This is a genomic window from Corynebacterium casei LMG S-19264, assembly GCF_000550785.1.
GTDB lineage: Bacteria > Actinomycetota > Actinomycetes > Mycobacteriales > Mycobacteriaceae > Corynebacterium > Corynebacterium casei.
Genome location: NZ_CP004350.1, coordinates 2,102,490 through 2,123,593, shown reverse-complemented (window position 1 = coordinate 2,123,593; position 21,104 = coordinate 2,102,490). Strand labels below are relative to the sequence as shown.

General features: G+C 57.9%; 18 protein-coding genes. 8 read left to right on the top strand and 10 right to left on the bottom strand.

Annotated features, from left to right (window positions below; genetic code table 11):
* Window positions 1-94: 94 nt before the first annotated feature.
* Both CCASEI_RS09720 and CCASEI_RS09715 read left to right on the top strand, forming a co-directional pair.
* Window positions 95-541, top strand: a complete 447-nt coding sequence (locus CCASEI_RS09720; RefSeq protein WP_038575155.1) for a hypothetical protein — start codon at window positions 95-97, stop codon at window positions 539-541.
* Entirely contained in the window at window positions 522-1,487 is a 966-nt protein-coding gene (locus CCASEI_RS09715) for a hypothetical protein (protein ID WP_025387856.1), read from the top strand. Before CCASEI_RS09720 ends, CCASEI_RS09715 begins: the two co-directional genes overlap by 20 nt.
* A gap of 22 nt (window positions 1,488-1,509) precedes the next feature.
* Here the strand turns inward: CCASEI_RS09715 and CCASEI_RS09710 are convergent, their stop codons facing one another.
* The 9 genes from CCASEI_RS09710 to aztD all read right to left on the bottom strand — a co-directional run bounded on the left by CCASEI_RS09710 (window position 1,510) and on the right by aztD (window position 11,575).
* Window positions 1,510-2,406, bottom strand: coding sequence for a fumarylacetoacetate hydrolase family protein (locus CCASEI_RS09710; RefSeq protein WP_025387855.1), 897 nt, complete (start codon window positions 2,404-2,406; stop codon window positions 1,510-1,512).
* A gap of 36 nt (window positions 2,407-2,442) precedes the next feature.
* Complete coding sequence (pth, locus tag CCASEI_RS09705; protein ID WP_025387854.1) at window positions 2,443-2,976, bottom strand: aminoacyl-tRNA hydrolase; 534 nt, start codon at window positions 2,974-2,976, stop codon at window positions 2,443-2,445.
* A 107-nt stretch (window positions 2,977-3,083) separates the two neighbouring features.
* Window positions 3,084-3,731: a 50S ribosomal protein L25/general stress protein Ctc gene (locus CCASEI_RS09700; protein WP_006822752.1), complete on the bottom strand. Its 648-nt coding sequence runs from the start codon at window positions 3,729-3,731 to the stop codon at window positions 3,084-3,086.
* Between the two features lie 275 nt (window positions 3,732-4,006).
* Entirely contained in the window at window positions 4,007-5,254 is a 1,248-nt protein-coding gene (locus CCASEI_RS09695) for a YkvI family membrane protein (RefSeq protein ID WP_025387853.1), read from the bottom strand.
* Window positions 5,255-5,487: 233 nt separating this feature from the next.
* Entirely contained in the window at window positions 5,488-6,255 is a 768-nt protein-coding gene (locus CCASEI_RS09690; RefSeq protein WP_025387852.1) for a DNA alkylation repair protein, read from the bottom strand.
* A gap of 34 nt (window positions 6,256-6,289) precedes the next feature.
* On the bottom strand, window positions 6,290-7,264 hold the full coding sequence (locus CCASEI_RS09685) for a ribose-phosphate diphosphokinase (RefSeq protein WP_025387851.1): 975 nt from the start codon (window positions 7,262-7,264) through the stop codon (window positions 6,290-6,292).
* A 124-nt stretch (window positions 7,265-7,388) separates the two neighbouring features.
* Window positions 7,389-8,858: a bifunctional UDP-N-acetylglucosamine diphosphorylase/glucosamine-1-phosphate N-acetyltransferase GlmU gene (gene glmU / locus CCASEI_RS09680; protein ID WP_025387850.1), complete on the bottom strand. Its 1,470-nt coding sequence runs from the start codon at window positions 8,856-8,858 to the stop codon at window positions 7,389-7,391.
* Between the two features lie 83 nt (window positions 8,859-8,941).
* Window positions 8,942-10,252, bottom strand: coding sequence for an MFS transporter (locus tag CCASEI_RS09675; protein WP_025387849.1), 1,311 nt, complete (start codon window positions 10,250-10,252; stop codon window positions 8,942-8,944).
* A 15-nt stretch (window positions 10,253-10,267) separates the two neighbouring features.
* Window positions 10,268-11,575 carry a zinc metallochaperone AztD gene (aztD, locus tag CCASEI_RS09670; RefSeq protein WP_038574628.1) on the bottom strand — a complete coding sequence of 436 codons (1,308 nt, stop codon included), beginning with the start codon at window positions 11,573-11,575 and terminating at the stop codon, window positions 10,268-10,270.
* Between the two features lie 157 nt (window positions 11,576-11,732).
* On the opposite strand from aztD, the gene CCASEI_RS09665 reads away from it, so the two are divergent.
* From CCASEI_RS09665 to CCASEI_RS09645, 4 genes are all read left to right on the top strand, one after another.
* Window positions 11,733-12,596 (top strand): trimeric intracellular cation channel family protein, encoded by an 864-nt coding sequence (locus CCASEI_RS09665; protein WP_025387847.1) that lies wholly within the window; start codon window positions 11,733-11,735, stop codon window positions 12,594-12,596.
* A 290-nt stretch (window positions 12,597-12,886) separates the two neighbouring features.
* On the top strand, window positions 12,887-13,564 hold the full coding sequence (locus tag CCASEI_RS09655; protein WP_081466642.1) for a TetR/AcrR family transcriptional regulator: 678 nt from the start codon (window positions 12,887-12,889) through the stop codon (window positions 13,562-13,564).
* Window positions 13,565-13,593: 29 nt separating this feature from the next.
* A complete protein-coding gene (gene mfd, locus CCASEI_RS09650) occupies window positions 13,594-17,265 on the top strand; it encodes a transcription-repair coupling factor (protein WP_025387846.1) in 3,672 nt (1,223 codons plus the stop codon).
* Between the two features lie 36 nt (window positions 17,266-17,301).
* Window positions 17,302-17,934: a MazG nucleotide pyrophosphohydrolase domain-containing protein gene (locus tag CCASEI_RS09645; protein WP_006822762.1), complete on the top strand. Its 633-nt coding sequence runs from the start codon at window positions 17,302-17,304 to the stop codon at window positions 17,932-17,934.
* Between the two features lie 33 nt (window positions 17,935-17,967).
* Here CCASEI_RS09645 and CCASEI_RS09640 read toward each other — a convergent pair whose 3' ends face one another.
* Window positions 17,968-18,414, bottom strand: a complete 447-nt coding sequence (locus tag CCASEI_RS09640) for a hypothetical protein (RefSeq protein ID WP_006822763.1) — start codon at window positions 18,412-18,414, stop codon at window positions 17,968-17,970.
* Window positions 18,415-18,672: 258 nt separating this feature from the next.
* Between CCASEI_RS09640 and CCASEI_RS09635 the strand changes: the two genes are divergently transcribed.
* The gene (locus CCASEI_RS09635; protein ID WP_081748487.1) at window positions 18,673-19,488 is read left to right on the top strand and encodes a lytic transglycosylase domain-containing protein; all 816 of its coding nucleotides are present in this window, start codon (window positions 18,673-18,675) and stop codon (window positions 19,486-19,488) included.
* A gap of 172 nt (window positions 19,489-19,660) precedes the next feature.
* The gene (eno, locus tag CCASEI_RS09630; protein WP_025387844.1) at window positions 19,661-20,938 is read left to right on the top strand and encodes a phosphopyruvate hydratase; all 1,278 of its coding nucleotides are present in this window, start codon (window positions 19,661-19,663) and stop codon (window positions 20,936-20,938) included.
* Window positions 20,939-21,104 lie beyond the last annotated feature (166 nt).

Here is a 21,104-nt window from a genome sequence, read left to right as displayed (position 1 = left end):
CCAGTCGGCTTTATTACGGTTGGGGCTTTGTTGTGCTCATTCCAGCTAGGGGATGTACTGTTGACAAATGGTTTCAAATGTAAAATACAAAGACATGAGTGAGACCACGCCAGAAGTATCCGAAGAACACGACGCCCCAACCGAAGACTCAAAACTAGCTTTCATCCCGTTCGTACTGTGCATCGTGGCCATGTTGGTTTCGCCTTATCTCGTTGCACTTTTCGCCCCGGCAGCTTCTGCCGGCTGGACCGTGCTGGGCATCTTCTTCGTACTCACCCTCGGCGGTGGCCTATGGTTCGGCGCCATTCACAAACCCACCTGGTGGTTCCCAGTCGCCGTTGGCATTGCTTTTATGGTCTCCCGCGCGCTGTATTTCCAAGAAGGACTCTTTCTCTACACCGCGGGCTTCGCGCTGCTTGCCGGTCTGGGCACGCTGCTCACTGGCGCGGGAAAATTGGACCTGGATGAAGATGATGACTCAGAGGATGCCTCTGAAGATGCCCTTCCCGAGGAGGTGAAGCGTGGAGAAGTGGGCGCTTAATCACCCGGAGCTTGGGCTCATTGAGCTAGAAGTTGGCTATGACTCGGAATTCTTAGCGCTTGACCCGGCTTGGCCTGAGCAGCCGGAGGATGATGAAGAGATCACGCCGGTCACGGCGGAGTCAGGATTGAAGGAGCGCTTCTCGGCGCTGTTTACAAACCCGCCGGTGCGCGCGCGGATTCTGCTCAACGGCAAGGTCCTGCACCGGCTGCGCACCATCAGCAGTGCGCGCTATCTGCTCAAAGACTCGGTCGAAGAAGACAAACTCACGGCAGAAAACGCCGGGCTGGACCGCGCAAAGCCACATTTGAAGGTCACGTCTAACCTGTTCAATGACGTGCTGGAGGTGGAGTTTCGTCAAGGCAGTGACATCGTCCTGTTCGATCCGCCAGCGGGCAGCCGCGGCGAAAAGCGGCGCGATGCCATGGAATCCAGCACACTCAAGCGCGTGGGCTTTCCCATCTTGGCTGGCTTGGGCAAAGGCGGCTGGGCTATTGCCGTCATCATTCTGGCACCGCTGGTGTCAAGATTTGTAAAATGGCTGCTATCATTCCTGCCGGACTTTGACATCACTCTGCCGTCGCTGCCGTCGCTGCCGGCGTTCCCACAGATAGAGCTGCCCACGCCGAGTCTGCCGCAGATTCAGCTACCCACCCCGAATATCAACATTGATATCAACCTGCCGGAATTACCCGCCTGGGTGGAGCTGCTGCTGGATTACAGCAAGATTTGGGTACCCATCCTCATCGGCATCGTGGTGGGACTTTTGGCGCTGCGCAACTACAAGAAGTCCGAAGAAACCAAGCGGGCGTGGCAGGAAAAGCAACGCGCGAAGGTGCCGGTGACAACCCGCACCGCAGCGGAGCAGGAGCGCGGCGCGGATGAAGATGAGCGGGACTGCAGGGCAGAAGAGCCTGAGACAGACGGCAACTCGCCGCACAGCTAGAGAAGACTTTTAAAAGCGTTCTCTAGCTGTGGCAGGAGCAGTTCGGGCCACAGCCGGTGCTGGATACTGGCTCACCATAGTGCGTGGTGTTTTCAATGTGGCCCAGGCCTTCGATTTCGATGCGCACGGTCTGTCCGTCTTGGATGAACTCATCGCGCGCAAAACCCACGCCTTCCGGGGTGCCAGTAACAATGACATCGCCGGGGTTGAGCGGGTACAGCGATGAACAGAATTCGATAAGCTTGGCCACGGAGAAAATCAGGTCATCGGTGTCATCGTCCTGCTTCACCTCGCCGTCGAGCGTGGTGCGCACGCGGGCATGATTGCCGGGGGACCATTCATCGGCGGTTGTTAGCCAAGGCCCGAAGCCCGCGGTGCGGTAGAAGGACTTGCCGGCGTGGAACTGGCTGGTCTGGCGCTGAATATCGCGCAGGGTGTAGTCATTCATAATCGCGTATCCGGCAACAAAATCAAGCGCTTCATCTTCGGCGACGCGGTGCGCACGCTTGCCGATGACCACCGCCAGCTCCCCTTCATAATCCAACTTCGCGGTGCCATATTCGGGGATGAAGACGTCATCATAAGGACCCGTCAGCGCGTCCGCAAACTTGATAAACAGGGTGGGGTGCTCCGGGAATTCGCGGTTCATTTCGCGAATGTGTTTGGCATAATTCAAGCCAACACAGATAATCTTTTCCGGCTGCGGCACCACCGGAGCGAGGTCCTCAGTGGCGAAGACCATGGGCTCACCAGAAAGCTCAGCCGCCTTGGACCAGTCGCCGCTGCGCAGCAGTGCACCGACATCGTCGAAGTCCAGCTCGATTCCGGTGAGCATGGTTGAGGACATTAGCGAGGTTGCTTCGCCCTCCAGGCGTACGGCAGTGGTTCCAAAAGCAGTCTTTACGGTAGCGAGTCTCATAACCAACCACCTTAGTAGTTCACAGGCGCGTTCTCTTTAGATTTGTTCAATAAGGTCGGCGGCGTCAGCGCAGATGATGGGCAGCTCATCCAATTCCTTCCTGGCAAAGGGCTTTAGGACGTATGCTGCCGGCGCCATGCGTCCCGGAGGGCGGCCAATCCCGCAGGAAAGCCGGTGGTAGTCCTTGGTGCCCAGCGCCTTCGTGGTATCGCGCAGGCCATTGTGCCCGTGGTCGCCGCCGCCCAAGCGCATGCGGACTTCGCCGAAGTCCATGTCCAACTCATCGTGGATGACCACAATGTTGGCGGGGGAGATCTTGAAATAGTTCGCCAGCGCTTTGACCGCACCGCCCGAGACATTCATGAAGGTGCGCGGTTTCGCGACGATGACCCTGCGTCCGCCGATGTTGAGCGCTGCGACCTCAGCATTGGTGCGCTTGTGCGCAGAGAACCTGCCAAAGTGACGTTCTACTAATTCTTGGGCTGCTTCAAAGCCAATATTGTGCCGGGTGCGTTCGTACTTCGGCCCCGGATTACCCAGTCCCACCACTAATAATGCATCGCTGCTCATGGTTGACAATTAAAGCACAACACCCGCTGTAGCGAACCGTTTGGTTCACCGCAGCGGGTGTTGTCAGTTCAGCTCGTATGAACTGGGAGGGAAGAACCTCGAGATATTTACTCTTCGGTCTTCTCTTCCTCGGAATCTTCAGCAGACCCAGCGCCAGCTTCAGCGCCGCCCTCTTCAGCGGCCTCGGCTGCTGCCTCAACCTCTTCGTCAACCTGTGGCTCGGAGATGGAAGCGATTGCGGACTCTGGGTCTGCAACCAGGGTGGTGCCCTCTGGCAGAACTACGTCTGCAGCGGTAACAACGGTGCCGTCTTCCAGGCCTTCGATGGAAACTTCGATCTCTTCTGGAATATTCAAAACGTCAGCCTCAACCAACAAAACGTCGGTGTCGGAGATGAACATCAGGCCAGGAGCTGGCTCACCGGTGAAGGTCAATGGAACCTCAACTTCAACCTTCTCGCCACGCTTAATGGAGAGCAGGTCAAGGTGGTCCATGTCCAGGGTAAGAACGTTCTGCTCGATGTCCTTAACCATGGTCAGGTGCTGGTCGCCGTCGATCTCCAGCTCCAGAACAGCGTTTGCGCCGTAGTTACGGATCAAAGAGTGCAGCTCTAGGATGTCAGCTGCGAAGTGGATTGGCTCGGTGTTGGAACCGTAGATAACACCAGGAACCTGACCTGCGCGACGCAGGCGACGAGCGGCACCCTTGCCGAACTCGTTACGGGCTTGTGCCTTGATTACAGGGCGCTTTGCCATGATTTTTCTCCTCAATTAAATGTGGGAATTACTTATTCACGTCAATTCAGTGGTGAGGCGAGAGCTTTGAGAATAGCAAAAAGCCTGCCAATGAATCTCGTCTTGGTCGAGTCATCGCAGGCGTGTGCATACTCATCGCGTCGATAACGGCTATGAACTGTTAGTCTGCGCAGTGCAGCTGGTGGTTCACGGCCCTCGCCGAGACGCCGTTAAATCTACCAGCCGCACAGGCCACACTACAAATCACTGTGACGCAATGTTGGTTAGCATTCAAACTAGTCTTCGTACTTTTCTTTGTTCGCAGCCTTCTTCTCATCCGCCGGTGGATGATCGGTCAACACCGATTTCGGGGTTTCAAATTTCTCTGGGTCGAAGCCGGAGTCAGCATCAGTGCTCAGCTCATCCACGGCCTCGGAGATTACTGTCTTCTCCAAGTGCTTAGCGGCCAGATTGGAGCCCATGATTTCTTGGGATAGCTGGCGGCGGTGCGCGGTGGTGAACTTCTGTTTTGGATCCACCATGCGCAGCGCCAGGTAGCCGGTGATTGGGAAGACGAAGCCCACCAGGGTTGCAAAGTCCAGGAAGGACAAGCCGAAACCAATGAGAACCAAGATGATGAGAGCCTTGTGGAAGTGCTCGGGCTTCTTGGCCACCACGCGGCGGCTCAGAGAGTAGAAGTTACCCAGTGCGGTGGAGAAGATCATCACGTAAATGATAATCGATGCGAAGGTGCCCAACGGCGTGCTGATGGCCGTGATCAGACTCAAGGTTGGCAGCGCGTCCTGGTAGACGGTCTCCGAGTTAAACAGCATAGCGATGACCATCATGACCAACAGAATGCCGAAGAGTAGGCCACCGAGCATGCCGCCGTGACCAGCGGTCTTCAGATCCAGCATGTCACCGCCCATGATGATGCCCATGGAAATACCGCCCATCATGGCGATACCAACGTAGTTGAAGGTAGATACCCACCAGTTAGGCAAGGTAGTAGCAACGTTGTTCTGCGCGAACTCAAAGGCCGCGCCGATATCCTCAGGCGGGTTGAGATAGGAGTGGATGGAGACAATCACCAGCAGCACCACGATGAACGGCGTGATGGAGCCGAGCACGTTGGTGACCTTTTCCACGTTGAGGAAACCACAGATAATAACCGCGACTGCCATGAGCGCAGAACCAAACCACAGGGGAGTATCAAACTGTTGGTTAAGGTTTGCTCCTGCACCGGCCAGCATGACGAAAGAAATGCAGAACTGTGTAAAGGTGATGGTGTAGTCGATGAAGCGAGCCATCAACTTAGACGTCACCGACGTAAAGACGCGATCATGGGAGGTTGCCTGGAAGTAGCTTCCGTATTGCATGGCAATCATCGCGATGAGTGGCATAAGAATCAGGGCAATGGCGGCGCCGATGATGCCCCAACCGCCGAAAGCCGCGTAGTACTGCAGCATTTCTTGGCCGGAGGCGAAACCTGCGCCGACAGTACAACTGAAATAGGCCATGCCGAGAATGACCGCTTTTTTCATGTTTATTACTCCAAAAATGATTACAAGTTTTAAGAACCATACGTGGAGAGCACGCGATAAAGCCGTACGCTGCACGAATTCACCGCACCATTTATAAACGCCACTTGTGATCTAAAATCAAATGGAAAATCTAATAAATCAGCAATAAGTCTCTAAATAATCTTATATTCGCCGCTAAATTCGTTTCGAGACCTCACATAACCAGTGGGATCAACGCCTGTGTTACGAATCTATTACAAGTGCTTCAGCGCTTCGCGCACAGAAAGCTTCGCCAGCGGCAACTGCGTACCTTCGCCGTGCTCGTCTACAAAGTAGCGCACCCACTGCGGGTTCTTGCGGGCATAATCGCGCAGCGCCCAACCAATGGCTTTGTTGATGAAAAATTCCCCGGAAAACGCAGAATCCGCGCCAAGATTACTTTCGATGACCTCCCGCAAAAGCTCTTTATCCGTTTTCTCGCCGGAGCTGAGCTGGCACAAAATAGCAATGCGCCGAGTCCACAAGTTGTCATCCACCGCCCACTCCAGCATCAGCGCGCGGGTTGCTTGGGCCTCGGCTAGCGAGTTTGGTTCCTTGCCCCGTCCTCGGGCTCCTGCCACCAATGCTGTGCCAGCGCACTTGGCCAAATGGTCCACGGTGTCCCACCACGATTTGGATTCCACCACGGACTTTAGATTCTCCAAGTCCGCGATGTTGAGCTTGTGCCGGCGCACATGATCCACCGCCACGTACTGGCACTCGCGCTGTGGATGTAACCACAGCGCAGCCACGAAATCCCAATCCAGGCTGCGGCCGGACAAAATGTGCTTGACCGCATCCTTGCGCGGCTGCGACGCAATGCCAAAGAACTCAAACTTGTCGCGCATATAGGAAGCCATGCCGGTCGCGCGCTCCGGATCCGCCATTGCTTCTAGCGCCGCAACTGCTTCATCGGCCGTAGCCTGAGCCTGCGCCGACAAGCGGGATGGATCAAAAAAGCTACTCTGAGCCATGTTTGTCATGGAGACCAGAGTAGCTTTAGCGAGAAATAAGAACTTAAGCGGATTCGAACAAGGTGGTTACGGAGCCGTTTTCAAAAATCTCGTGGATCGTGCGTGCCAGCAGCGGAGCAATGGACAGCACGGTCAGGTTAGACCAACCCTCAGTGGATTGCGGCAGGGTATCAGTGGTGATAACTTCCTCAGCACCGCACTCAGACAGACGCTGGCGTGCAGGATCGGAGAATACACCGTGGGTACACGCGATAACAACGGAGCGTGCGCCGGCCTCGCGCAGAACACGAACCGCACCCGCGATGGTTCCGCCGGTATCAATCATGTCATCGAGCAAGATGCAATCTTTGCCCTCAATGTCACCAACCACGCGATTAGACACGGTCTTGTTTGCCTCGGTGGTGGAGCGGGTCTTGTGCACGAATGCCAACGGGGCATCGCCAAGCTCATGCGCCCACTTCTCAGCAACTTTGACGCGGCCTGCATCCGGGGAGACCACAACAATGTTGTCGATGGAGTACTTGGACTGGATGTACTCAGTCAAAATTGGCATGGCGTGCATGTGATCGACTGGGCCATCGAAGAAGCCCTGAATCTGGTCAGTGTGCAAGTCCACCGACACGATGCGGTCCGCGCCCGCGGCAGCCAACAGATCTGCAACCAGGCGAGCCGAAATTGGCTCACGGCCGAGGTGCTTCTTGTCCTGGCGTGCATAAGGATAGAACGGCAAGATAGCCGTGATGCGCTTAGCCGAACCGCGCTTGAGAGCATCGATCATGATGAGCTGTTCCATCAGCCACTTGTTCAAAGGCTGGGTGTGGGACTGCAGAACGAAGCAGTCTGCGCCGCGAACGGATTCTTCGAAGCGGATGAAGATTTCACCGTTTGCAAAGTCCCGTGCGGTGGTTGGAACCAAGTCAGTGCCTAGTTCTTTAGCAACGGCTGCGCCCAGCTCAGGGTGTGCGCGGCCGGAGAACAGCATCATATTCTTTTGGCTATGAGAAATCTTGCCGGTCATAACGGTCTTTGACCTTTCATTGAGTGTGGAATGCTTGACGATTCTTTAATCAAGTAGGTACACCACCGGTAAGAGCCGAAGAGGCTTTTACCGTTTTGTTGATGATAACCCCATTGAATCTAGACTAATTGTCCGTTTTTGCAGAATCATCATCGGTGGCAGGTGATGCCGCTTCCGCAGCTTCAGCAGCAGGACTGCCAGGGCGCTTCTTCACAACCCAGCCCTCAATATTGCGCTGCTTACCACCGGAAACAGCCAGTGCTCCTGGTGGAACATCATCCTTGATGATGGTGCCCGCACCCGAATATGCGCCATCGCCCACGTTGACCGGGGCAATGAACATTGTGTCAGAGCCGGTGCGCACATGGCTCCCGATGGTCGTGTGGTGCTTATTCACACCGTCATAGTTCACAAAGACCGAGGAAGCGCCGATATTGGACTGCTCACCCACGGTGGCATCACCGATGTAGGTCAAGTGTGGCACCTTGGAGCCGCGGCCAATCTTCGCGTTCTTTGCTTCCACGAAGCCGCCGAGCTTGCCGTCTTCGCCGACCTCAGTGTTCGGGCGAATGAAGGTAAATGGGCCAACGTTGGCATTAGGGCCGATGACAGACTTCTCACCATGGGTGCGAATGACCTTCGCGCCGCGGCCGACCTGCATGTCGGTCAAGGTGGTATCCGGGCCAATCACGGCATCATCTTCAATGGAGGTATTACCCCACAATTGGGTGCCAGGGTGGATGGTGACATCGCGGCCGATGCGCACGCCCACACCAATCCAGGTTGTCAATGGGTCAATAACGTGTGCGCCGCCGCGCATGGCATCCTCCACCAGGCGGCGGTTGAGTTCACGGCCAGCGGCAGCTAGCTGCACGCGGTCATTAACGCCTTCAAGCTCACCGGCATCGGCAGCAACGAATGCGCCCACGCGGCGCCCACCCTCACGCTCGATGGACAGCACATCAGTGATGTATAGCTCGCCCTGGGAGTTGTTCGAATCCAGCTTGCCCAGCGCATCGCGCAAAACAGCAGCGTCGAAAGCAAAAACGCCAGAGTTTACTTCATTAATTGCGTGCTGCGCAGCGCTTGCATCCTTGTGCTCAACAATCGCGGTGACTTCACCGGCATCATTGCGCACAATACGGCCATAGCCGGTCGGATCATCCAGCTTGATGGATAGCACGGTGACGGCGTTGCCCTCAGAAACGTGGGTGTCGCGCAGCTTGTCGATGGTCTCTGGGCGCAGCAACGGCACATCACCATTGGTAACAATGACGGTGCCGTCAAAATCAGGAATTGGTGCAAGCCCGCAGCCGACGGCGTGGCCGGTACCGTTTTGTTCTTCCTGAACTGCCTGCAGGATTTCGCGGTCTAATTCAGCAGCGACTGCGTCAACGGCGGGGCTGACCTGGTCGCGCTGGTGGCCAACTACGGCCACGATGTGTTCCGGGTTGAGGCCGGCTGCTGCATGAAGAGCATGTCCTAAAAGGGACCGTCCTCCGATTTCATGCAGGGTCTTCTGCTTGGCAGATTTCATGCGAGTGCCGGCGCCAGCTGCAAGAACGACAACGGCGCTTGGGGTTTGTGTTACCACGAGTTTAATACTCCTGTACGTCAGGCTTGGTTGTATCCGCTGCCAATCATAACGCCGTAGCCGGTTGCCTGTGTCGGAAACTCCTATTTTGACGCTTGCTTGGACACTTCCGGTAACTTTCCGGCGCGCCAGACGCCGACAAAACCAATCAGAGCCAGGAAGATGATGGCGGCCGCATTGCCTGCCGATGCAATCACCGCCGAAACCCCGCCGACCAGCAGCAATATCACGCCCATCAGCGTGTTGGCAGACGCGACGTAGCGGGTGCGCTGGTTTCCTTCGGCCATGTCCACCACGTAGGTTTTGCGCGCCACGCGGATTCCGGTGTGCACTAAATTAATAGCGAAAAAGCCCAACGGGAGGAGATAAAGATTCCACTGTTGGGGCAGGGTTCCTGCCGCGAGGACAATAAGTATGAGAAGCGTGGATGCAATCGCCGCGCCGTAGGTCATGACTTTGCGCGAGGAAATATCTGACAGCCTGCCTGACACCACACCACCGAGTAGTGCCGCGAGCCCGGAAGCCAGCACGAATCCAGTCAACCCACTCAACGAGTCATTGCCCACCGAGTGCGACAACGCAACAATAAAGGAAGTAGAAAGCGCAGACACCAGCATCAGCGAGCGCACGATAACGAAGTCCCGAAACTTCTTATCATGGCGAAACAGCCCCCACGTGTCCGTCCACCAGTTCTGCTTCCTGCCAGAATTCTTGCCTGTGCCTTGGCCTTTGTCTTTCCCGGCAGCTGCGGCCTCGCCTGCAGCTGCCGTCGGCTCGACGATGCCGGTGAACACCAGCGAGGCCACACCCCACGCGGCCGCGCCGATGAGTAGCAGTACGGCAATCGCCGCCAAAGACACATCTCCGAGAAATGCCAAAAGGCCGCCGACCACCAAGGTAGAAACCCCACCCAGGGTGGTCGCGCGACCTGTGACAACACCGCGTTTGCCTTTAGAAATCGTGCGGCCTTGCACATCTTTGCCGGTAATGGAGCTCAACGCTCGACCCAGCGACAGTACTCCTAAAAGAACTAAGACGGTGAGGCCGAGCAGCAAACCATCGGCAAGCAATGCTGCCACCGCAATCCCCAAAGCGGCGAGCGCCTGAACAATCCCGCCCAGAATCCACAACTGCTTGCGCGAGGGGGAGTTCACCACCCACTGCGTCAACGCGGCTTGCGGCAACATGGACCCCGACTCCCGAATGGGAACCAGTAAACCGGTCAACGCGGCTGGAACCCCGGCGGACTGGAACAACCACGGCAATACGGTCTTGGCTGCCACCAGTTCATCGCCAAGATTTTGCATACCGTTGGCGATGACAAACCGCGACGCATTGCGGGATTCATGCGGAAGCGACTTGCCGGAGTTAGCGTTGGAATCAGGGGAGGTCATAGCAAGATAGCTTAGCTATCCCGCCACACCAGTGATCTCATTCAGGCTGAAGTTGATGTCCTTGGACTGCTCCACCTCACCGGAAGCGATGTCCACGACGTGGAGGAGTTCCTTATCTGGCTCGGTGACATAAGCCTTGCCATCCTGGACGAACAAGGTTGGGCGAGGATCCTGCCACTGCAGTGGCTCCTCCCACTCCTCGGTGACCTGTACGGTGCTGGTGATATCGCCGGACTCTGGGTCGATGATGCGCAGGTTACCGTCGGTGCCCAGCACCAGAGCTTCACCTTCTGGCCCGCGGCCAAGTGAGCGGAAGGAGTAAGACGCCTCAACATCAACCAGCTGAATTTTTTCAGTGGTGGTGTTGACCAGCGAAATGCGGGTGGGGCGCTCAAGCTCAGCATTCTTGTCCACCTTGTAATCAGCCAACACGATGTCAGATTCTTCCGAACCGAACTGGTTGCCCATGCGGCCATAAACATCCGGGGAATTTACCTTGGTGAACTCGCCGTCTTTGAAAATGACCACGCCGTCTTCACAGCCAAAGGCCAGCGCACCATTGCCGGCGGCTGCCTCACCGTGCACGCCCGGGCATTCATCAATGCGGGCGGTTTCCTCACCCTCGGCATCGACTGCGACGATGCTAAAACGCTCATCCTCGGTGCCCTCGGTGTGCACCATGCCGCCGTTGTCTAGTGCGACCGCGACACCATGGTGTGGGGTCAGCTCCGGTACAGCATCGGGATCCGCGAACTCCGAGTCCTTGGCCGCGTCCGCGAGCTTTTCATTGTCCAAGTCCTGCACCTGGCCATCGCCGTCACTGAACAGCAAGGTGCGGCCGTTGTGGTTGACCACGTGGCCTGGCTTTTCGCCTTCATAAACGTGGTCGGTCAAACGCGGGGTGGTGGTATAGGAGTGCGTGTGGTCGCCATGCGGCTCGGTCCACGCACCCACGTCTAGGACCTGGAATCCCTGCGGGGTGCTCACAACCACGTTGCGCTCATCGCCCAGGCGGTTGAGCCGGTTGAAGCCTTCCAACGGGATGTCGGTGACAGGTTCCAAAGTCTCAGCATCCAACACCACGATGCCGCCGTCATAGGTTGCCACCAAGCGTGCCTGTGGGCTGGAGACCTCGGCCGGCGCCTCCGCTTCAGCGCTTCCATCCGCGCTATTGGCCTCATCGGTGGATTCGGCCGCAGTAGATTCTGCGCTGGCCGCCGAAGTGGTGTCAGCTTCCGGCGTCGATGCCGGCTGGGAGCATGCAGTAATTGCCAAACCGGACGCGAGGGCCAAGGGGATAAGGAGGTATCTACGAGTGGTCAAGATGAACCCTTCCGAACTAGATGAAAAACAGTGTCAATAAGAAAAGTTAGCGAAAGGTTGGTCTAATGAAAAATGTTTCCAATAATGAGTGTGCTTTTCACCCCTATCCGGCATAAAACACCAAGGCGCGCGGGGGTAGTGAGTATTGTGGCTGGTTATGGAATCAGTGGACCCAACGATCGACCTGCTCTACCGCAGCTTGGACCTCATTGGTGTTGTCCTCAACGGCATTATCGGCGGCACCATCGCGCGCCAACGCAACTTCGACATCATTGGCTTCATTTTCCTGGCCCTGTTCTCCGCCACCGCCGGCGGCATGATCCGCGACATGCTGATCAGTGACGGCCCCGCCTACGCTATCTCTGACCCGCTTTATCTCATCCTCGCCTGCGTCGGCGCCCTGATTGCTTTCCTGACGGACCTCAAGGGTCGCGCCTGGGAGATTTTCAAAGTCCACGGCGACGCCGTCATTCTCGGCGCCTGGTCTGTCACCGGCTGTACCAAGGCCTTGGCCTATGGAATGCCATGGATCGCCTGCATCTTCATGGGCGTGCTCACCGCCGTGGGCGGCGGCATGGTCCGCGACGTCGCCTCCGGGCAGATTCCTTCCGTCTTCGGCGGCAACCCGCTCTACGCCGTCCCCGCCATCTTCGCTTCCGCCGCCATGGTTGTCTTCGCCGAGGCTGGATTTATCGGCCTCGGCATGATGATCGCTCCCATCCTGGGGACTGGTCTTGCGATTATGGCTTACTGGTTTGAATGGGTCCTGCCGCGCGGCATTAACTACGCGCCCGTCAACTACACCGCGGCGCAGATGGCATCCGCGGTCAAGCGCGCAGAAAAGCGCGGCTTCAAACTCGGCAGCAACAGGCGGGCAGTGGAAAAGTCCGATCCCACTGAATCCAAGGCCAGCCGCGCCGGGCGCAATCTCCGCCACCTCAAACCCGGGGACTCACCTGCGAATTCCTCCGGCAAGGCCGCGCGTCGCTCCGCTAACAAAGCCAGCGAAGACGAAAACTAATTCAACCCTCGACTGGGCTGCAATGATGCAAGCTTCGTCGAGGGTCTTATTGCTTCCCCACCAGGACTCGAACCTAGAATGACGGTACCAAAAACCGTAGTGTTGCCGATTACACCATGGGGAATCATGGGCATGACGCTCATGTACGAAAAGTATCGTACCCGATTGCATGCTCGGAACTAAAATGCCCTCACCAATTCACAGTCGCCGGTGGGTGGGGTGGGGAGAATAGCTGGCGGGATAGTCCGAGACAGTTAAGAATCTTTATGCGCATTCGATAAGCTGTAGCCATGGTAAGACAGAGGATGACTGGCAAGCAGCGTCGCGAGCAGCTGATTTCCATTGGCCGTTCCGCATTCGCGGAGCAAGGTTTCGATGGAACCAGCGTGGAGGATATCGCTGCGCGCGCCAGTGTTTCCAAACCCGTCGTGTATGAACACTTCGGCGGCAAAGAGGGCCTGTACGCGGTGGTTGTGGACCGTGAGATGCAGGACCTGGAGCGCCGTATTACCGCCTCAATTTCGGAAGGTTCTTGGCGCGACCGTATTGAGCAGGCCGCGATGGCGCTGTTGACTTATGTCGAGGAAGAAACCGATGGTTTCATGATTTTGGTGCGCGATCCTAGCTCCAAGCAGGACCGCGCATTTTCAACGTTGCTCAACACTGCCGTCAGTCAGGTCTCCCACATCTTGGGTACTGCGTTTAAGCACCGTGGATTTGATGAGAACCTCGCCGTGCTTTATGCTCAGGCGCTCGTTGGAATGGTCTCCATGACGGCCCAGTGGTGGCTCGATGAACGCCAGCCCGCCAAAGAAGTTGTCGCCGCCCACGTGGTCAACCTCTGCTGGAACGGGCTCTCAGACTTGGAGACAGGTCCCCAGCTGGGCTCATCAAAGCTGGGGACACAGCTTGACGATGTCGCCGTTGAAGATGCCGTAGTTAATACTGAAAAACACACGGAAGAGTAGAAGATACAAGAATGGCTCCCACCCCTCCTATGCTCGCCGGGCTGCTCAAAGTAGCTGCATCTGACCCGAAGCTCAAAGGCCTAGTCAACAACGTTGGCCAGTCGCAGCTGCACATCACGGGCATTGACCAGGCGCGCCCCTGGGCTATCGGCGCGCTCGCGCACCACGCGCCAGTTCTTGTTGTGACTGCCACCGGCCGTGAGGCAGAAGACCTCACTGCGGAGCTGACCGCCATGATGGGGGATAAGGTGGGATTCTTCCCCGCGTGGGAGACCCTGCCGCACGAGCGGTTGAGTCCGGGCGCGGATATCATCGGCAAGCGTGCGCAAATCCTGCACCAGCTGCGAGAAGACCGCCTGCAAGTAGTAGTCACCGCGGCGCGCGGCTATTCGCAGCCGCTGCTCAAAGACGTGGTCGGCCGCGAACCCGTGGTGTTGCGCGAAGAGGGCGAATACGAGCTTGACGATGTCGTGCGCAACCTGGAATTCCGTGCCTATTCGCGCGTGGACATGGTGGCCAAGCGCGGTGAGTTCGCTGTGCGCGGCGGCATCATCGATATTTTCCCCACCACGCTGGACTACCCCGTGCGTGTGGAATTTTGGGGCGACGAAGTCACCGATATCCGCCAGTTCTCCATCGCTGACCAGCGCACTATCCCTGAAATTGAGGTCGGTTCAGTAGAAATCTTCCCCGCGCGCGAGCTGCCAATTACGGAAGCGATTGCAGCGCGCGCTGACACCCTCGCCGTGGAACATCCCGGCAACGCCGCCCTGGTTGAGCTGCTGAGCAAGGTTGGCCAGCGCATGCCGTCCGAAGGAATGGAAGCACTTTTGCCGGTGCTGTCTGATTCGAAGATGGTCACCTTGTCCGAATTCATGGGTGAAGGCACCCACGTGCTGCTGGTGGCGCCGGAGAAGATCCGCACCCGCATCGCGGACCTGGAATCCACCGACGCCGAATTCATGGCCGCTGGCTGGGAGGCTGCAGCCATGGGCGCCGATGGCCCACTGGCCACCAAGGGCCTTGACACCGAGGCATCGAGCTACCGCTCCTATGAATCCTTGGAGAAGACCTGCGAAAAAGCCGGTCTGCCGTTGTGGACCTTCGCGCCGACAGGCATGTTCATCGCGGATGAAGAAGACACCCTTCCGCTGGAGTTTGAGCCAGGCCCGACCCCGCGCGGTGACATCAAGGAAATTGATGCCATGATGGCGCAGCTGCTCGCGCACACCCAAGCCGGTGGCCGCGCAGCTTTCATCGCGCCAGCGCAGGGCGCTATTAAGCGCATGGTGGAACGCTTCGCGGAGAAGGGGATTCCGGCCAAGGTGGCAACGCCCGGCTGGCAGCCATCCCCAGGTGAAGTAACTCTTTACCAGGCGCTCAGCCACGCCGGCTTGGTGTTCCCAAAGGTGCGCAAGCACACTGACGCCGACGCGCTACCGCTAGTGGTGGTCACCGAGACCGACCTGACCGGCAACCGCGTTGGCGATATCGCCGGCGCCAAGCGCCGCCCCGCGAAGCGCCGCAACCGCGTCGATCCGCTAGCGCTTAAGCAGGGCGATTTCGTGGTGCACGAAACCCACGGTATCGGCAAGTTCCTCAAGATGGCTGAGCGCACCATCCAATCCGGTGATGAATCCTCCCGCCGTGAGTACATCGTGCTGGAATACGCGCCGTCGAGGCGCGGCCAGCCCGCTGACCAGCTGTGGGTCCCCATGGATTCCTTGGACATGCTGTCCAAATATACCGGCGGCGAGTCCCCACATCTGTCCAAGATGGGTGGCTCGGACTGGAAGAACACCAAGAAGAAGGCACGCGCCGCGGTGCGCGAAATTGCTGGCGAGCTGGTGGAACTCTACGCCAAGCGGCAAGCCTCCCCGGGACACCAGTTCCCGCCGGACACGCCGTGGCAGATGGAGATGGAAGACAACTTCCCATACGTCGAAACTGAAGACCAGATGCTGGCCATTGACGCCGTAAAGCACGACATGGAATCCCAGGTGCCGATGGACCGCGTGATCGTCGGTGATGTTGGCTATGGCAAAACCGAAGTCGCCGTGCGCGCCGCGTTCAAGGCTGTGCAGGACGGCAAGCAGGTAGCAGTGCTGGTGCCAACCACGCTGTTGGCTCAGCAGCACGATGACACTTTCGTGGAACGCATGGGCGGATTCCCCATTGAAATCCGCGTGCTGTCGCGCTTTACCTCCACCAAAGAGTCTAAAGAGATTATTAAGGAACTGGCATCGGGCACGGTTGACGTGGTCATCGGCACGCACCGCCTGCTGCAAACCGGTGTGCACTGGAAGAACCTGGGCCTCATCGTGGTGGATGAGGAGCAGCGTTTCGGCGTGGAGCACAAGGAGCACATCAAGGCGCTTAAGGCCTCCGTGGATGTGCTGACCATGTCGGCAACGCCGATTCCGCGTACCCTGGAAATGTCCATGGCCGGCATCCGCGAGATGTCCACCATCCTGACCCCGCCGGAAGACCGGCACCCGGTGCTGACCTATGTCGGCGCCTATGAGGACAAGCAGGTCGCGGCCGCAATCCGCCGTGAGCTGCTGCGCGACGGTCAGACCTTCTTCATTCACAACAAGGTTGCTGATATTGAAAAGAAGGCCCGCGAAATCCGCGATCTCGTGCCCGAAGCCCGCGTGGTGGTCGCGCACGGTCAAATGAATGAGGACCTGCTGGAAAAGACCGTGCAGGGTTTCTGGGACCGCGAATATGATGTGCTGGTGTGTACCACCATCGTGGAAACCGGCCTGGATATCTCGAATGCGAACACACTGATTGTGGAAAACGCGCACCACATGGGCCTCAGCCAGCTGCACCAGCTGCGCGGGCGCGTGGGCCGTTCCCGCGAACGCGGCTACGCCTACTTCCTCTACCCGAAGGGCGCGACGCTGACTGAGACCAGCTACGACCGCCTGGCCACCATCGCGCAGAACAATGACTTGGGCGCGGGCATGGCGGTGGCGATGAAGGACCTGGAAATGCGCGGCGCCGGCAACGTGCTGGGCGCGCAGCAGTCCGGCCACATCGCAGGAGTTGGCTTCGACCTTTATGTTCGCCTGGTCTCCGAAGCCGTGGACGCTTTCAAGGCCCTTGCTCGCGGCGAGGTCCCCAAGGCCACCGACAATGGGCCGAAGGAAATCCGCATCGACCTGCCGGTGGACGCGCACATTCCGGAGTCCTACATCAACTCCGAGCGCCTGCGCCTGGAGGTCTACCGCAAGCTTGCCGCCAGCCAGGACAACAAAGACCTGCGCCTCGCGGTCGAAGAGATGGAGGACCGCTACGGTCCGCTGCCGGAAGAAGTGTCGCGTCTGCTCGCCGTGTCTCGTCTGCGCCACCAGGCCCGCGCGGCCGGCATCACTGACATCACGGTGCAGGGCACGCGCATCAAGGTTCACCCGGTTGACCTGCCAGATTCCAAGCAAGTGCGTCTCAAGCGCCTGTTCCCGGGCTCCAACTACCGTGCCGCGGCGAAGGCTATCCAGTTGTCCTTCCCGAAGGCCGGCCGCAACGTGACCTCACCGAAGTTGCGCGATGTTGAGCTGTTGCAGTGGATGGCCGACTTCCTCACCGACATGTTCGATCTCACGTCGGTGGATGTCACCGGGGCCAAGAAACCCAGCACGGTCACGTCCAAGTCCGGAGCCAAGGGCGGCAAGAACATCATTTCCGTGAGCAACTAATTGGTTCACGGAGAAAAAGATATAGAATGCGGATCCATGACCGTAGTATTGCTTGATGAACGTTGGCCCACCATGATTCCGTTGGAATGGGTGGGCACGCTCTCCGGCCCGGTCGCCTTTAGCCCCGAGATTCCCGTCAAGGTGCGGTGGAATATCAATGCATTGCTTAACGGTGCAAAAGGCGACGCAGGGGAAACCTACGTCGCCTTTGATGAAACCAACCCTGAGGTCATCGCCCGCAAGGATGCCGGCGCCCAGGTTCTGGCGGTTCCGTCCCGCAATGATGCCGTCTACCAGGCGCAGCTCGTGATGGAGCGTGCGAACACGTTGGGGGAGTGGGAGCGTAGCCACACCCACGAAAGCCTTCTGCCATACCTGAAAGAAGAGTCAGCAGAGTTCGCCGAAGCAGTCACCTCCGGCGCCGATGATGAAACCATCAAGGCAGAGCTTGCCGATGTTTTCCTACAAGTCCTTTTCCATGCCGAAATCGCCTCCCGCCGCGGGGCGTTCGGAATGGGGGAGGTGGCGCAGGCCTTCATCGACAAGCTGCGCTCGCGCGCACCCTACCTATTTGATGGCACGGTCTTCATCGTGGATATGGAAACCCAGGACCGACTGTGGCAGGAAGGCAAACGCGCCGAGCTTGCCCGCGCGAATAAACCCCTTTAGGTAGGTCTAACCCTTTAGGCTCAGCGAAAATGTTTAAGCCTTTGCGCCGGTGGCCTGGCTGGACATCTCAGAAATCTGTGGGCCAAAGTCGTTGAGCAAGGTGTTGAGCTGGCTGGAACCGAATGGGGTTTCAGGATCAGCCTTGACGATTCCACATTCCAGTGCGCGGTCAGCGAACTGCGCGGTGTAGCGAGTAACCGCCAGGGTGGTCAGATCAGTTGGGTTGGAGTTGGTTCCGGTGACCTGACGCAGGTTCTGCACCAGCTGGTTGCGGGTGGTCTCCTTGTTGTACACGCGGCCGTTGTTGGTGGCGTTGAGGCCATCAAGCACGCTGCGCACCGAAGAGCAGGATGCGTTCTCGATGACGCCGGAGGCGAGCTGGTCAGCGTCGCCAAACGAGATAGCCTGCGCGCCAGTCATGGCTGCGAAGCCGATGGTGCCAGCCAGGGCGGTGGATGCAAGAATACGACGGATTTTCATTTTTACCCCTAGGGTTTATGCAAGAAATGGTCATAAAGTTGATTGTGAGCTTATCCCAGCCTGTGAATCCTGTCTATCAAAGGGGCAAATTAATATTAGAGTGATTAATTTGCCCGAGAGGTATCTAAGGGATTGTTTTGCCCGGAAGAGGCAGAAAACGTTCGAGTGACATAACGAAACGCTGGGAGTGGCCTGGCATTCGGTCTTGGTTCAGAGTGGCATTATGGCCCCCTTTTGGGGTTCTGTAGAATCCCCGGGGTGACTAACAAGAACCAACGACGCCTGGTGAAAGGGTGCGGCTGCAGCGCCGTGCTCGCCATCATCCTCGTTGGTGGCATTTTGATTTGGTTGGCTTCAGTTGTCTTTGATGGCCTTGGCTACCGCCCCTCCGTTCCAGGGCGCACTTTGCAACCAGTGCCAGAAGACGTGCCTCCCACCGCCCCAGCCGAAGTGGCTGAGATTGACGTCAACGCCGCGGGACGCACCGCCGACCGGCTGACGTATTGGGCGGAAGACTTAGCGAACCAAACTGACATTGATCCGCAGGCGCTGCGCGCTTATGGCAACGCGGAGCTCATCGCCAAGCAAGCGTGGCCGGAATGCAACCTGCGTTGGAACACTCTGGCCGGCATCGGCTGGGTTGAAACCCGTCACGGTACTTACAATGGCAACTTCTTCAAGCCTTCGCACCTGGACGAAAATGGATATGCAACCCCGCCGATTATTGGTATTCCGCTGGACGGCAGCAACAACACCGCCGAAATCCGCGACACCGACGGCGGTGAATTCGACAACGACACCGAATTCGACCGCGCCGTGGGGCCCATGCAATTCATTCCTGAATCCTGGGCACGCTACGGCCGCGACGCCGACGGCGACAATTACCCGAACCCGCAGCAAATCGACGACGCCGCCTTGTCCTCCGCAAACCTGCTGTGCTCCAACAGGCGTGACCTATCCACTGAGCAAGACTGGCTGGAAGCCATCTACGCCTACAACTATTCCCAGGACTATGTCTCCCGCGTAGCCAGCGCCGCCAACTCCTACGCCATCGGCCAACCGGCTAGCTCATAATACTTTGGAATTGTGAAATAAACCTCAAGTTTTACTGATGGCGCCGTCACATGCACGCGTCTGGAAGAATTGCACTGAGGTCTACCGCGTGAAACCGGTAGGCTGTAGCGTGCGTGACGGCAAGCTGCGCAACGCACAATAACAGCTAGTGGAACTAGGAGTGAATTCGGATATGGCCGATATTTTGCACGTATTTGCACGAGAGATCATGGACTCCCGTGGCAACCCAACGGTAGAAGCAGAAGTCTTTTTGGATGACGGCGCCCACGGCACCGCAGGTGTTCCTTCAGGCGCATCCACCGGCGTTCACGAGGCTCACGAGCTGCGTGATGGCGGGGACCGCTACAAGGGCAAGGGCGTGCTCAAGGCAGTTGAAAACGTCAACGAGGAAATCGCTGACGAGATCGTCGGCTTCGAAGCTGATGACCAGCGCCTCATCGACCAGGCAATGATCGCGCTCGACGGCACTGACAACAAGTCCCGCCTTGGCGCGAACGCCATCTTGGGCGTGTCCATCGCTACTGCCAAGGCTGCCGCTCAGTCCGCTGGCCTGCCGCTGTACCGCTACATCGGCGGCCCAAACGCGCACATCCTGCCAGTTCCAATGATGAACATCGTCAACGGCGGCGCACACGCCGACTCCGGTGTGGACGTTCAGGAATTCATGATCGCCCCAATCGGCGCAGAAACTTTCTCCGAGGCACTGCAGGTTGGCGCTGAGGTCTACCACACCCTCAAGTCCGTTATTAAGGACAAGGGGCTGTCCACCGGTCTCGGTGATGAGGGCGGCTTCGCTCCTTCCGTCGACTCCACCAAGGCTGCGCTTGACCTTATCGTTGAAGCGGTAGAAAAGTCCGGCTACAAGCTGGGCGAGGATGTCGCTTTGGCTCTCGATGTTGCTTCCTCCGAGTTCTACAAGGATGGCAAGTACCACTTCGAGGGCGGCGAGCACACTGCTGAGGAGATGTCCAAGGTTTACGCTGAACTCATCGAGCAATACCCAATCGTTTCCATCGAGGACCCACTGGATGAGGACGACTGGGCTGGATACACCGCACTTATCGCCGAGGTCGGCGACAAGGTTCAGATCGTCGGCGACGACCTCTTCGCAACCAACCCTGAGCGCCTGCAGAAGGGCATCGACGAGAAGGCAGCAAACGCGCTTCTAGTGAAGGTTAACCAGATCGGCACCCTGTCCGAGACCTTCGACGCGGTTGACCTGGCGCACCGCAACGGTTTCCGCACCATGATGTCCCACCGCTCCGGCGAGACCGAGGACACCACCATCGCTGACCTCGCGGTGGCTTTGGGCTGTGGCCAAATCAAGACCGGTGCACCGGCTCGCTCCGAGCGCGTTGCCAAGTACAACCAGCTCATCCGCATTGAGCAAGAGCTTGACGATGCCGCCGTATACGCCGGCCGTTCCGCCTTCCCACGCTTCAACAAGTAAGGCGCTAAAAATAAGGAACTAAGCGCTTTTCAACGAAACGCTTTCTAAGAGCCCCGCTACGCTTTAACCCATCGCGTCTTGCTCACAGGGTTGAGCCAGCGGGGCTCTTCGCATCCTCAATTCCTCACTTCCGGGGGAGTGCGAGTTCTTGCGACCTGGCAATTCC

Bases quoted from the DNA above. Each gene is read 5' to 3' on its own strand.
- CCASEI_RS09690 (WP_025387852.1), bottom strand. From the start codon at position 6,255: ATGACAAACATGGCTCAGAGTAGCTTTTTTGATCCATCCCGCTTGTCG.
- CCASEI_RS09695 (WP_025387853.1), bottom strand. From the start codon at position 5,254: ATGAAAAAAGCGGTCATTCTCGGCATGGCCTATTTCAGTTGTACTGTC.
- CCASEI_RS09645 (WP_006822762.1), top strand. From the start codon at position 17,302: ATGACCGTAGTATTGCTTGATGAACGTTGGCCCACCATGATTCCGTTG.
- CCASEI_RS09710 (WP_025387855.1), bottom strand. From the start codon at position 2,406: ATGAGACTCGCTACCGTAAAGACTGCTTTTGGAACCACTGCCGTACGC.
- CCASEI_RS09675 (WP_025387849.1), bottom strand. From the start codon at position 10,252: ATGACCTCCCCTGATTCCAACGCTAACTCCGGCAAGTCGCTTCCGCAT.
- mfd (WP_025387846.1), top strand. From the start codon at position 13,594: ATGCTCGCCGGGCTGCTCAAAGTAGCTGCATCTGACCCGAAGCTCAAA.
- CCASEI_RS09720 (WP_038575155.1), top strand. From the start codon at position 95: ATGAGTGAGACCACGCCAGAAGTATCCGAAGAACACGACGCCCCAACC.
- pth (WP_025387854.1), bottom strand. From the start codon at position 2,976: ATGAGCAGCGATGCATTATTAGTGGTGGGACTGGGTAATCCGGGGCCG.
- CCASEI_RS09665 (WP_025387847.1), top strand. From the start codon at position 11,733: ATGGAATCAGTGGACCCAACGATCGACCTGCTCTACCGCAGCTTGGAC.
- CCASEI_RS09655 (WP_081466642.1), top strand. From the start codon at position 12,887: ATGGTAAGACAGAGGATGACTGGCAAGCAGCGTCGCGAGCAGCTGATT.
- CCASEI_RS09700 (WP_006822752.1), bottom strand. From the start codon at position 3,731: ATGGCAAAGCGCCCTGTAATCAAGGCACAAGCCCGTAACGAGTTCGGC.
- eno (WP_025387844.1), top strand. From the start codon at position 19,661: ATGGCCGATATTTTGCACGTATTTGCACGAGAGATCATGGACTCCCGT.
- CCASEI_RS09640 (WP_006822763.1), bottom strand. From the start codon at position 18,414: ATGAAAATCCGTCGTATTCTTGCATCCACCGCCCTGGCTGGCACCATC.
- CCASEI_RS09685 (WP_025387851.1), bottom strand. From the start codon at position 7,264: ATGACCGGCAAGATTTCTCATAGCCAAAAGAATATGATGCTGTTCTCC.